Source organism: Paracoccus sp. DMF, from assembly GCF_004407025.1.
In the GTDB taxonomy this organism is placed as follows: Bacteria; Pseudomonadota; Alphaproteobacteria; order Rhodobacterales; family Rhodobacteraceae; genus Paracoccus; species Paracoccus aminovorans_B.
Window position 1 is genome coordinate 35,556 of record NZ_SOKV02000021.1, and the last position, 11,972, is coordinate 47,527.

14 protein-coding genes are annotated in these 11,972 nt (G+C 68.5%); 8 read left to right on the forward strand and 6 right to left on the reverse strand.

Annotation, left to right across the window (positions count from 1 at the left end):
- Nucleotides 1-26 precede the first annotated feature (26 nt).
- Entirely contained in the window at nt 27-1,385 is a 1,359-nt protein-coding gene (locus E3D03_RS12400; RefSeq protein ID WP_062560854.1) for a glutamine synthetase family protein, read from the reverse strand.
- Nucleotides 1,382-2,092 carry a type 1 glutamine amidotransferase gene (locus E3D03_RS12405; RefSeq protein WP_263567209.1) on the reverse strand — a complete coding sequence of 237 codons (711 nt, stop codon included), beginning with the start codon at nt 2,090-2,092 and terminating at the stop codon, nt 1,382-1,384. Before E3D03_RS12405 ends, E3D03_RS12400 begins: the two co-directional genes overlap by 4 nt.
- A gap of 140 nt (nt 2,093-2,232) precedes the next feature.
- Between E3D03_RS12405 and E3D03_RS12410 the strand changes: the two genes are divergently transcribed.
- The 3 genes from E3D03_RS12410 (at nt 2,233) to E3D03_RS12420 (ending at nt 4,598) form a co-directional block, all read left to right on the forward strand.
- Complete coding sequence (locus E3D03_RS12410; protein WP_263567210.1) at nt 2,233-3,372, forward strand: aminotransferase class V-fold PLP-dependent enzyme; 1,140 nt, start codon at nt 2,233-2,235, stop codon at nt 3,370-3,372.
- Nucleotides 3,373-3,454: 82 nt separating this feature from the next.
- On the forward strand, nt 3,455-3,916 hold the full coding sequence (locus E3D03_RS12415) for a YqjD family protein (protein WP_263567211.1): 462 nt from the start codon (nt 3,455-3,457) through the stop codon (nt 3,914-3,916).
- Between the two features lie 10 nt (nt 3,917-3,926).
- Nucleotides 3,927-4,598 (forward strand): phage holin family protein, encoded by a 672-nt coding sequence (locus tag E3D03_RS12420; protein ID WP_062560850.1) that lies wholly within the window; start codon nt 3,927-3,929, stop codon nt 4,596-4,598.
- A gap of 51 nt (nt 4,599-4,649) precedes the next feature.
- Here E3D03_RS12420 and grxD read toward each other — a convergent pair whose 3' ends face one another.
- Together grxD and E3D03_RS12430 are read right to left on the reverse strand one after the other, a co-directional pair.
- Entirely contained in the window at nt 4,650-5,012 is a 363-nt protein-coding gene (gene grxD / locus E3D03_RS12425; RefSeq protein WP_062560849.1) for a Grx4 family monothiol glutaredoxin, read from the reverse strand.
- A gap of 38 nt (nt 5,013-5,050) precedes the next feature.
- Nucleotides 5,051-5,293 carry a BolA/IbaG family iron-sulfur metabolism protein gene (locus tag E3D03_RS12430; protein ID WP_062560848.1) on the reverse strand — a complete coding sequence of 81 codons (243 nt, stop codon included), beginning with the start codon at nt 5,291-5,293 and terminating at the stop codon, nt 5,051-5,053.
- Nucleotides 5,294-5,381: 88 nt separating this feature from the next.
- Between E3D03_RS12430 and E3D03_RS12435 the strand changes: the two genes are divergently transcribed.
- Complete coding sequence (locus tag E3D03_RS12435; protein ID WP_263567212.1) at nt 5,382-6,578, forward strand: winged helix-turn-helix domain-containing protein; 1,197 nt, start codon at nt 5,382-5,384, stop codon at nt 6,576-6,578.
- A gap of 53 nt (nt 6,579-6,631) precedes the next feature.
- Here E3D03_RS12435 and E3D03_RS12440 read toward each other — a convergent pair whose 3' ends face one another.
- Both E3D03_RS12440 and E3D03_RS12445 read right to left on the reverse strand, forming a co-directional pair.
- On the reverse strand, nt 6,632-7,375 hold the full coding sequence (locus tag E3D03_RS12440; RefSeq protein ID WP_263567213.1) for a Bax inhibitor-1 family protein: 744 nt from the start codon (nt 7,373-7,375) through the stop codon (nt 6,632-6,634).
- Nucleotides 7,376-7,497: 122 nt separating this feature from the next.
- A complete protein-coding gene (locus E3D03_RS12445) occupies nt 7,498-8,466 on the reverse strand; it encodes an NADPH:quinone oxidoreductase family protein (protein ID WP_263567214.1) in 969 nt (322 codons plus the stop codon).
- Nucleotides 8,467-8,646: 180 nt separating this feature from the next.
- Between E3D03_RS12445 and E3D03_RS12450 the strand changes: the two genes are divergently transcribed.
- From E3D03_RS12450 to E3D03_RS12465, 4 genes are all read left to right on the forward strand, one after another.
- On the forward strand, nt 8,647-9,006 hold the full coding sequence (locus E3D03_RS12450) for a helix-turn-helix domain-containing protein (protein ID WP_062560845.1): 360 nt from the start codon (nt 8,647-8,649) through the stop codon (nt 9,004-9,006).
- A 79-nt stretch (nt 9,007-9,085) separates the two neighbouring features.
- Complete coding sequence (gene hisN, locus E3D03_RS12455; RefSeq protein ID WP_263567215.1) at nt 9,086-9,901, forward strand: histidinol-phosphatase; 816 nt, start codon at nt 9,086-9,088, stop codon at nt 9,899-9,901.
- A 76-nt stretch (nt 9,902-9,977) separates the two neighbouring features.
- A complete protein-coding gene (mgtE, locus tag E3D03_RS12460) occupies nt 9,978-11,363 on the forward strand; it encodes a magnesium transporter (RefSeq protein WP_263567216.1) in 1,386 nt (461 codons plus the stop codon).
- The gene (locus E3D03_RS12465) at nt 11,348-11,905 is read left to right on the forward strand and encodes a 5-formyltetrahydrofolate cyclo-ligase (RefSeq protein WP_263567217.1); all 558 of its coding nucleotides are present in this window, start codon (nt 11,348-11,350) and stop codon (nt 11,903-11,905) included. Before mgtE ends, E3D03_RS12465 begins: the two co-directional genes overlap by 16 nt.
- The last annotated feature ends 67 nt before the right edge of the window (nt 11,906-11,972 follow it).

The following is an 11,972-nucleotide window of genomic DNA, read 5'->3' on the forward strand; positions in this document are numbered from 1 at the left end:
GCGGCCGGAACCGACCGGCGCCGATCTCACACGTTCAGCAGCAGATGCTCACGCTCCCACGGGCTGATGACTTGCAGGAACTCCTTGTATTCGTTGCGCTTCACCGCCTGATAGACTGCGACGAACTCGGAGCCCAGCACCTCGCGCATCGGCGCGCTCTCGGCCATCAGGTCCAGCGCATCGCCCAGGTTATAGGGCAGCTCGTCCTCGGACATATAGGCGTCGCCCAGGCATTCCGCGCGCGGGTTCTCCTGCTCGCACAGCCCCAGGTAGCCGCAGGCGAGGCTGGCGGCGAGACCCAGATAGGGGTTGCAATCCATCCCCGCCAAGCGGTTTTCCAGCCGCCGCGCCTCGGGGCCGGAAATCGGCACGCGCAGCCCGGTGGTGCGGTTGTCGCGGCCCCATTCCAGGTTGATCGGTGCCGCGAAATCAGGGACATAGCGGCGATAGCTGTTGACATAGGGCGCCAGCAGCGCCACCGCCGCCGGCAGGTGCTTCTGCATCCCGGCGATGAAATGCAGGAAGGCCGGCGTCTCGCGGCCCTGCGCGTCGGAAAAGATGTTGCGGCCATCCGCCAGCCCGACCACCGAATGGTGGATGTGCATGGCGCTGCCCGGCTCGCCCTCGATCGGCTTGGCCATGAAGGTGGCGAAACAGTCGTGGCGCAGCGCCGCCTCGCGGATCAGCCGCTTGAAATAGAAGATCTGGTCGGCCAGATGCACCGGGTCGCCGTGGTTCAGGTTGATCTCGACCTGGCCGGCACCGCCTTCCTGCAGGATGCCATCGATCTCGAAACCCTGCGCCTCGGCGAAGTCGTAGATGTCGTCGATGACCTTGCCGTATTCGTCCACCGCCGACATGGAATAGGCCTGCTTCGCCGCCGCCCGCCGGCCCGAGCGGCCCATGGGCGGCATGATCGGCTGGTTCGGGTCGATGTTGCGCGCGGTCAGGAAGAACTCCATCTCGGGCGCGACGATCGGCCGCCAGCCCTTGGCGCGGTAGAGCTCGACCACGCGCTTCAGCACATTGCGCGGCGCGATGGGCACCGGCCTGCCGGACTGGTCCGAGACGTCGTGGATCACCTGCAAGGTCACGTCCGCCGTCCAGGGCGCCGCCGTCGCGGTGGAGAAATCCGGGATCAGGATCATGTCGGGCTCGGTGAAGGCGCCCGAGGGATTGTCGGCCCAATCCCCGGTGATGGTCTGCAAAAAGATCGAGTTCGGCAGGTAGAACCGTTCCTGATGCGCGAATTTCGAGGCCGGCATGGCCTTGCCGCGCGCCACGCCGGCGATGTCGGCGACGATGCATTCGACCTCGTCCAGCCGGCGGCCGGCGACGTAATCCTGCGCGGCCTGCGGGGTCTCGTCGATCCAGTGCGATCTCATGCGACACCTCGGCGGGCTTCGGCCATGCTGGCGCGGGGCTGCTTCAGGAAATGCTCGATGCGGTCGGCGATGCCGGCGGAATGCAACGGCCCGCCCATGCGCGCCCGCGCCGCGTCCTGCAAGGGCTCGGGCACCACGCCCTTGGCGCGGTGGTCCAGAAGCCCGTGGATGAAATCGTCGCCGAATTCGGGATGCGCCTGCACGGTCAGGGCGCGGTCGTCATAGGCCAGCACGGCATTCTCGCAGAAATCGTTGCCGGCCAGCACGGTCGCGCCCGGCGGCCGTTCCTGCACCTGGTCCTGGTGCCAGGCGTTCATGGTCACCAGCTCGCCGTCGAAATCATAGTCCTGCGGGCCTATGGCCCAGCCGCCGGGGTGCTTGGCGACCTTGCCGCCCAACGCCTGGGCAATGATCTGGTGGCCGAAGCAGATGCCGACCAGCGGCACATGCTCGGCATAGGCGCGGCGGATGAAATCCTCGAGCGGCGGGATGAAGGCGTGATCTTCATAGACGCCGTGGCGCGAGCCGGTCAGCAGCCAGCCCTCGGCGTCATGGACCGAGGCGGGGAACGCCATCGCCTCGACGTGATAGCTGGTGAATTCGAAGCCGCGCCCCGCGAGCAGCCGCTCGAACAGGGTGTCGTAATCGCCCAGCTCGCCGCGAATGACCTCGGGCGACTGGCCGCATTTCAGGATGCCGATGCGCATGATTGGCCTGTTGATTGTCCAGGTGCAAAGCTAGTCGCGCCGCCCGCCGCGGGCAAGAGGCTGCGACTTATGGCGGGGCTGGCCCGGGCGCGCGCCCCGCGCTAGGGTCGGACCCGCAGATCAGCAATGAAGGACAGACCATGCCCGGACTTCGCCCAGACGTGGACCCCGAGGGGCTTCAGGAATTCTCGGTCGTCTTTACCGACCGCTCGCTCAACCACATGTCGCAGCGGTTCCAGGCCGCCATGCGCGAGATTTCGGCCAACCTGCGCGAAGTCTATCGCGCCGACGCGGTGGCGCTGGTCCCCGGCGGCGGCACCTGCGCGATGGAATCGGTGGCGCGGCAGTTCGGCCGCGATGCCCATGCGCTGATCATCCGCAACGGCTTCTTCAGCTTCCGCTGGAGCCAGATCTTCGAGGCCGGCGGCTTCGCGCGCGGGACCACGGTGATGATGGCCCGCCCGGCCGGGAACGAGCCGCGCGCCCCCTTCGCCCCCGCGCCCATCGACGAGGTGGTGGCCCGGATCCGCGAGACCCGGCCCGAGGCGATCTTCGCCCCGCATGTCGAGACGGCGGCGGGGATGATCCTGCCCGACGATTATATCAAGGCGCTGGCCGATGCCGCGCATGAGGTGGGCGCGCTGATGGTGCTCGATTGCATCGCCTCGGGCGCGATCTGGGTCGACATGGCCGCGACCGGCGTCGACGTGCTGATCTCGGCCCCGCAGAAGGGCTGGTCGGCCTCGCCCTCGGCCGGGATGGTGATGTTCTCGGCCCGGGCGCTGGAGCGGCTGGATCAGACGACCAGCGACAGCTTCGCGCTGGACCTGAAGAAATGGCGCGCGATCATGAAGGCCTATGAGGACGGCGGCCATGCCTATCACGCCACCATGCCGACCGACGCGCTGATCGGCCTGCGCGACGCCATGGCCGAGACCCGGGCCCTGGGCTTCGAAGCGGCGCGCGAGGCGCAATGGCGGCTGGGCGACGCGGTGCGCGCCGACCTGGCGCGGCGCGGGCTGCGATCGGTCGCGGCCGATGGCTTCGCGGCGCCGGGGGTGGTGGTGTGCTATACCGACGACCCCGAGGTGCAAAACGGCAGGAAGTTCCTGGCCGAGGGCTATCAGATCGCCGCCGGCGTGCCCATGCAGGTCGGCGAGGGCGAAGGCTTCCGCAGCTTCCGCATCGGGCTTTTCGGACTCGACAAGCTCAAGGACGTGGACGGCACCTTGGCGCGGCTGCTGCCGGCCTTTGACGCGGTGCTGCCCGAGGCGCCCTAAATCGCGCCCGGCGGTGGAACAATCGGCGGGGTGTCGCGGTTCTGTCTGCGAAACCGATACAGCCTTGTGAAAGGAGATTGCCATGGCCAATCCTCAATCCACCGCCGAGGACATGAAGAACGAAGCCCGTAAGGCGACGGACGATCTCGGCCAACATGCCCGCGACGCCGCCGACGACATGGGCCGGCACGCCCGCAACGCGGCCGACGACGCCGGCGCGGCGCTGGACAGCGCCCGCGAGCGCGGCGCCGAGCTTTATGACACGGTGCGGGAAAAGGGCCAGGAATTCGTCGAAACCGCCCGCAAGCGCGGCGAGGAATATGTCGAGGCGGCGCGCGAGCGCGGCCACGACTATGCCGACCGCGCCCGCGGCGAAGCCCGCCGCCTGTATCGCGAAGGCGAACGCCGTGCCGGCGAGATGGCCGAGCATGCCGAGGAGTATTACGACGAGGTCTCGACCATGGTGCGCCGCAACCCGGCGCAGGCGCTTGGCATCGCCGCCGGCGTCGGCTTCCTGCTGGGCCTGATCATCGCCCGTCGCTGAGCGCGCCGCCATGTTCGCCTATACCAGGAACTTGCAGCTTGCCCTGACGGACAAGCTGCGCCGTGCCGGGCTGATGGCTGGGGCAGGGGTGGCGCTGCTGGTGGCGGCGGGGTTCCTGCTGGCGGCGCTCTGGACCTGGCTGGCCTATCACCTGCACTGGGGTCCGCTCTGGGCCTCGCTGGCGATCGGGACCGGGTTCCTGCTGATCGGGATCATCCTGATGCTGGCCGGCGGCAAGGAGCGTCACCCGACGCCCAGCACCGACGAGCTGAAGGCCGAGATCGAGCAACAGTTGCACCTTGCCGCCGATGCGGCGGTCGAGAAGGTCAGCGGGCTTGCGGATCGCACCCTGGACCGTGCCTCGGAAAAGGCCGGCGAGATGGTCGATCGGGCCAGCCAGCGCGTGCATTCCGTGGCCGACACCCTGGCCTATCGCGCCGACCGCTTCGCGGACCGGACCGAGGCCCGCGTCGTCGGCGCCGTGCGCAAGGCGGGCGAAAGCGCCTCGCGCAAGCTGGGCCTGCCGGCCGATGCGGCCGAGCGCGTCGCGCAAGGTGCGACCCAGTCCCGCGCCGCGCCCTTCGTGCCGCTGATCGGCGCCTTCGCGATCGGCATGACCTTGGCCTCGCGCCTGGGCGGCCGCCGATCCGAGGACGATTGGGACGACGACGAGCGCTGGTGAAAACATCAAAAAGCCCGCCGGACGGCGGGCTTTTTCGCTGCGGCGGGGCGCTCAGGCGTTCGCTTCGCGGATCTTGTTCGCGGCGTCCTTGTCATAGGCGACGCCGGCCTTGTCGAACAGCTGGTCGAGCTCGCCCGACAGCGTCATCTCGGTGATGATGTCGCAGCCGCCGACGAATTCGCCCTTGACGTAAAGCTGCGGGATGGTCGGCCAGTCCGAGAAATCCTTGATGCCCTGGCGGATGTCGGCATCGGCCAGCACGTTCACGTCGCGATAATCGACGTTCATGTAGTTCAACACCCCGGCCACGCGGCTGGAGAAGCCGCATTGCGGCATTTCCTTGGTGCCCTTCATGAACAGGACGACGTCATGGCCGTCGATGGTCTGCTGGATCTGCTGGCGTGCGTCGGTCATATCTGCGGTTCCTTGCTGAAGCACGGCGTGCTTGCGATTTACTCGGGGGCCTTGGTGGTCAGCGCCAGCGCATGCAGCGCGCCGCTCGGCCCGTCCATCTTGCCTTGCAGCGCGGCATAGACCGCGCGTTGTTGCTGGACCCGGTTCAGGCCACGGAAACTCTCGTCGATCACCTCGGCCGCGTAATGGTTGCCGTCGCCGGCCAGGTCGGTGATCGTGATCTGTGCCTGCGGGAAGGCGGCGCGGATCAGGGCTTCGATGTCATGGGCTTCCATTGCCATGGCGGATCCTTTCCTTGTTCTGCATGATGTAGGCCAAGCCCGGGCGCCCCGCAAGGTCGCCTCCCCGCGCATCATTCGAACGGACGCCATGACGCTGCCCCTGCTGACGAACCGCGACGCCCGCCGGCTGTTCCTGGACCGCCACCTGCTCTTGCGGCCCGGCTCCGGGCCGGGGCGCGGTGCCGATCTGGAAGGCGTGCTGACCGGGCTGGGCTTCGTGCAGGTCGACAGCGTCAACACGCTGGCGCGGGCGCATGACCTGATCCTGTGGTCGCGGCGCGGGCAGTATCGGCCGGCGGCACTGGAATCGCTGATCGCCCGGCACCGCGCCGCGTTCGAGCACTGGACCCATGACGCCGCGGTGATCCCGATGCGCTTCTATCCGATGTGGCGGCTGAAATTCGCCCGGGACGAGGCACACATGCAGCGCCGCTGGCCGAAATGGCGGCGCGAGGGCTGGGACGCGGAATTCGACAGCGTGCTGCGCCATATCGCCGATCACGGCCCGGCCTCGACTTCGGACCTGGGCGGGGACGAGCCGCGCGGCTCGGGCGGCTGGTGGGACTGGCACCCGTCCAAGACGGCGCTGGAATACCTGTGGCGCTCGGGCCGGCTGGCGATCCGGCACCGCAGCGGCTTTCGCAAGGTCTATGACCTGGCCGAGCGGGTGATCCCCGAGGCGCAGCGGGCGGCGCGGCTCGACGATGCCGAGATCCTCGACTGGGCGCTGTCGGCGGCGCTGGAGCGGCTGGGCTTCGCGACCTCGGGCGAGCTGGCCGCGTTCTTCCAGATCGCGACGCCCGACGAGGCGAAGGCCTGGTGCGCCCGGGCCCTGGCGGCAGGCCGCATCGCCGAGATCGAGGTCCAGGCTGCCGACGGCCAGCGCCGGCGCAGCTATGCCCTGCCGGACCTTCTCGACCGGGTCGCCGCGCTGCCCGAGCCTTCGGGCCGGGTGCGGCTCTTGTCGCCCTTTGATCCGGCGCTGCGGGACCGGGCGCGGGCCGAGCGGCTGTTCGGCTTTCGCTATCGCATCGAGATCTTCGTGCCGGTGGCGCGGCGGCAATACGGCTATTACGTCTTTCCCGTGATGCAGGGCGACCGGCTGATCGGCCGGCTGGATGCCAGGCGTGACGGCAACGCGCTGGCGGTCCGCGCCTTCTGGCCCGAGCCGGGGCAGCGCATGGGCAAGGCGCGGCTGGCCGGGCTGATGGCCGAGTTGCAGCGCCTGCTGCCGCTGGCGGGGGCGCGGGACATCCGCCTGACCCCGGACTGGCTGCGGGCATGAAAAAACCGCCGGGTTTTGCCCGGCGGTTCGATGGCGTCAGCCTGGGGTCGCGATCACTCGCGGTTGCCCATGAATTGCAGCAGGAACATGAACAGGTTCAGGAAGTCCAGGTAGAGCTGCAGGGCGCCCATGATCGCGGCCTTGCCCAGGAAATCGCGGTCCGAATTCGCCAGCTGCAGATAGGTGTTCTTGATGTTCTGCGTGTCGAAGGCGGTCAGGCCGGCAAAGATCAGCACGCCGATCGCCGAGATGGCGAATTGCATGGCGCTGGATTTCAGGAAGATGTTCACGATCGAGGCCACGATCAGCCCGATCAGGCCCATCATCAGGAAGGTGCCCATGCCCGACAGGTCGCGCTTGGTCGTGTAGCCGTAAAGCGACAGGCCGGCAAAGGCGATGGCCGTGATCAGGAAGGTCTGGATGATCGAGAAGCTGGTGTAGACCATGAAGATCCAGCTGATTGACAGGCCCATCAGCGCGGCAAAGACATAGAACACGGTCGTCGCGGCCGAGACCGAGAGCCGGTTCAGCGCGGCGCCGAAGCCGAAGACCACCAGCAGCGGCGCGAACATGATGACCCAGCGCAGCGGCGAGGTATAGATCGCGGCGCCAAGCGAGGTCAGCGTGCCGTCCGGGTTCATGGCCAGGCCCGAGATGCCCCAGGCGGCGCCGGCGGTCACCAGCATGGCCACGGCCATCAGGCCGTAGACCTTGTTCATATAGGCGCGCAGCCCTTCATCCACGGCAGCCGAGCGCGTCGCGGTCCCGGCCGTGCGGATCGAATTGTAATCTTGCATAGGTTCTCCCCGGTCGAAAATCGCGGTGCGGCCGCTACGGCCCACCATCCCCGCAAATATCGGTCACGCGGCACAAGATTTCAATGCGATCACGTCGGATTGCGGGGCATTTGACGAAAATTTCACAGGCTAACGATCACCTTTCCGGTCGAGCGCCGCGACTCGAGCAGGGCATAGCCCTCGGCGAGCTGCGCCAGCGGCAGGGTGGCCCCGACATGCGGGCGCAGCCGGCCCTGCGCGTAAAGCGAAAACAGCGCCGCGATGTCCTGGCGCAGGGCGGCGGGGTCGAGCTTGCGATAGCCGCCCCAATAGAAGCCGTGGATGGCGATGTTCTTGACCAGCGCGTGGTTCAGGGGCAGGGCGGGCGGCTTGCCGCCGGCAAAGCCGATGACCAGGAAGCGCCCGCCGGGGCGCAGCGCGCCGAAGGCGGCCTCACCCGGGGCGTCGCCGACCGGGTCATAGACCACGTCGACACCGCCCAGGTCGCGCAGCGCCGCGCGCAGGTCGGGGCAGGTGGCGCTGTCGATGGTCTCGGCGGCACCGGCGGCGCGGGCGATGTCGAGCTTGTCGGCGCCGCGGGCCACGGCGATGACGCGGGCGCCAAGCGCCGCGCCGATCTCGACCGCGGTCAGGCCGACGCCGCCGGCGGCGCCCAGCACGGCCAGCGTCTCGCCCGCCCGCAGCCCGGCGCGCTGGGTCAGGGCGAAATGGCTGGTGCCATAGGCGATCAGGAAGCCCGCGGCCTCGTCATGGCTCATGCCGTCGGGGATCGGGTGGCAATCGGCGGCGGCGAAGAGATTCGCCTCGGCCATGGTGCCCTGGGCCTGCACGGCGACCCGGGTGCCCGGCGCCAGATCGACGCCCGGACCGGTGGCCAGCACTTCGCCCGCGCCCTCGAGCCCGGGGATGAAGGGCAGGGGCGGCGTCTCTTGGTAGCGGCCGGTGGTCATCAGCAGATCGGCGAAATTCAGCGCAGCGGCGCGCAGCCGCACCAGCACCTGACCCGGCCCGGGTTCTGGCAGGCGCAGCACGCCCGGCACGGGAAGTCCCGCCATTTCCTTGATTTGCATCATGTTCCAGTCGCTGCCCATGATTCACACTCCTGGCTGAAAACGCGAATCTCGCGCTGGTTTTTCCTGTATTTCCCGGGGCTTCGGATAGTCCGCCCGCAGGGCTGTCCGCGATTGTCTTTTTGGACAGGTCCACATTATCGAACTCGAAAATTGCGTCAAACTGGTGTAGCGCCCGTTTAGATTGAGTGAGGTGTTACCATGAAGCACAATGTGGACGTCCATGTCGGCAAGCGCATCCGCCACCGGCGGTGGATGATCGGCATGACCCAGCAGCAGCTGGCCGAGAAGGTCGGGATCAAGTTCCAGCAGATCCAGAAATACGAGACCGGGATGAACCGCGTCTCGGCGTCGCGGCTGTGGGACATCGCCCAGGCGGTGGACGTGCCGGTCAGCTTCTTCTTCGAAGGGCTCGAGGACGGGCATCTGCACGACGCGGTCGAGGGCGACATCCTGGCCGACAAGGAAGCGCTGCAGCTGGTCCGGGCCTATTACGCCATGCCCGAGGCGCAGCGCCGCCAGATCTTCGAACTGGCCCGGGTGCTGTCCGACGCGGCCTGAATGACGGCCGGCCCGCACAGGCTTCCGCTTCCGAAGCCGAGCGGCTAAACCTGCGCCCAGGCAAGCACGGGGGCAGGCGATGACAAGCGCGAACCAAGACATCCCTGTCGAAGGGGCCGAGCGGATCATGGCCGTGGCGCATCGCCTGGCCGACGCGGCCCGGATCGAGACCCTGGGCCTGTTCCGCAGTCCCGGGCTGCATCCCGACAACAAGGCGGGCACCGGCTTCGACCCGGTGACCGAGGCCGACCGGGCCAGCGAACGCGCCATGCGCGCGATCCTGGCCGCCGAGCGCCCCGAGGACGCGATCCTGGGCGAGGAATACGGCGTCCAGAACGGACAAAGCGGCCTGACCTGGGTTCTGGACCCGATCGACGGCACCCGCGCCTTCATCTGCGGCGCGCCCAGCTGGGGCGTGCTGATCGGCCTCTCGGATGCCGGGGGGCCGATCTATGGCATCGTCGACCAGCCGCATCTGGACGAGCGTTTCGAGGGCGGCTTCGGCCGTGCCCGGCTGATCTCGCGCGCGGGCGAGCAGGCGCTGGCCACGCGCCGGGGCGTGGCGCTGGCGCAGGCGACGCTGATGACCACCTATCCCGAGGTCGGCAATCCCGTCGAACATACCGCCTTTCGCCGCGTCGCGGACCAGGTGCGGCTGACCCGCTATGGCCTCGACTGCTATGCCTATGCGCTTTTGGCCGCCGGCCATGTCGATCTGGTGATCGAGGCCGGGTTGCAGCCCTATGACGTGGCCGCGCCCATCGCGCTGGTGCGGGCGGCGGGCGGCACCGTCACCGACTGGCAGGGCGGCCCGGCGCATCACGGCGGCACCATCCTCGCCGCCGGTTCGGCCGAACTGCATGCCGAGGCGCTGGCGCTTCTGAACCGCGATTGAGCCCCGCGCGCCGCGCCCCTATGGTGGCGCCGACCGAAATCCTCGCCCCAGCCCCCGAGTTCCGAGGAGCCAGCCGATGACCGAGCCCCGCGAAGCCGAGACCGAGATCCCCGAGGACGATTTCCAGTTGAGCCGCGCCGGGCAGGAGGCGATCAACGCCGCCATCGACGCCGGCGACGGCCCGGCGCTGGACGGGCTCTTGGAGCCGATGCACGCCGCCGATATCGCCGACCTGATCGAGCAGCTGACGCCCGCCCGGCGGCGCGAGTTCCTGCATCTTTATTCCGGCGAGATCGACGGCGAGATCCTGTCCGAGATCGACGAATCGATCCGCGACGAGGTGGTCGAGCAGCTGCCGCGCGAAGTCTTGGCCGAGGCCGTGCGCGAGATGGACAGCGACGACGTCGTCGACCTGATCGAGGACATGGACGCGCCCGAGCAGCAGGAGATCCTGGCCGCGCTCGACGACAGCGACCGGGCGGCGGTCGAGCGCTCGCTGAACTATCCCGAATATTCCGCCGGCCGGTTGATGCAATCCGAGGTGGTGACCGCCCCCGAGCATTGGACCGTGGGCGAGGCCATCGACTTCCTGCGCGCCGAGGAATGGCTGCCCGACCAGTTCTATCACGTCATCCTGGTCGATCCGCGCCGCCACCCGGTCGGCTATGTCACGCTGGGCAAGCTTCTGGCCTCGCGCCGCGACGTGGCCCTGCGCGCCATCACCGAGGACAGTTTCCGCACCATCAGCGCCCGGGCCGAGGAAGGCGACGTGGCCTATGTCTTCAACAAGTATCACCTGATCTCGGCCCCGGTGGTGGACGAGGACGACCGGCTGGTCGGCGTCATCACCATCGACGACGCCATGTCGGTGCTGGACGAGGAGCATGAGGAGGACTTCCTGCGCATGGCCCGGGTCTCGGACGACAGCCACGTCTCGGACGGGCCGTTCCAGACCGCGCGGCAGCGGCTGCCCTGGCTGGTGACGAACCTGTTCACCGCCTCGCTGTCGGCGCTGGTGATCTCGCGCTTCGAATCGACGCTGACGCAGCTGGTGATCCTGGCGGCGCTGATGCCCATCGTCGCCTCGACCGGCGGCATCGCCGGCACGCAGTCGCTGGCCGTCGCCGTGCGGGCGCTGGCCACGCGCGAACTGACCAGCGCCAACGCCCGCCGCGTCATCCTGCGCGAGCTGGCGGCGGGGATGCTGAACGGGCTGGGGCTGGCGGTGATCCTGTTCCTGGCCGGCAGCCTGATCCTGGGCGCGCCGATGATCGGCGCGGTGCTGGGCATGGCGATGATCGCGAACCAGATCGTCGCCGCGACCGGGGGCGTGCTGGTGCCGCTGGGCCTCAGCCGGCTGGGGCTGGACCCGGCGCTGGCTTCGGGGACATTCGTCACCACGATGACGGATATGATGGGATTCTTTGCCTTTCTGGGGTTGGCGTCATGGATACTGATCTGAAATCCGCACTTCGCGTGCAGGCTTTGGCGGCGCGCGCCGCGGGCGGCGACGATGCCGCCATGGCCGAGCGGCTGATCGCCGTGCTGGCGCCGCATGCCGGCAAGGTGCTGGCCGGCTATTGGCCGATGCGGGACGAGGCCGACCCGCGCCCGGCCATGGCGGCGCATGACGGTCCGGTCTGCCTGCCGGTGGTGCCCGGCCGGGCCCGGCCGCTGGTGTTTCGCGCCTATGACGGCCGGCTCGAGCCCGGCGGCTTCGGCACCAGCCATCCGCCGGCCGATTCGGCCGAGCTGCGTCCCCAGGTGCTGATCGTGCCGCTGGCGGGCTTCGACCGCGCCGGCAACCGGCTGGGCTATGGCGGCGGCTTCTACGACCGCACGCTGGAGATGCTGCGCGCCGAAGGCCCGACCGTCGCCATCGGCCTGGCCTATGCGGTGCAGGAGATTCGGGCGATTCCCTGCGAGCCGACCGACCAGCCGCTGGACATGATCGTCACCGACCGCGACCTGATCCTGCCGGAGCGAAAAAATCCTCTGACGTGAAGGCCGGAACGAAGCTGCAACCCCGGCGGGAGTTTCATGGGGACAAGCCTGTGGAAAACACCTGAAC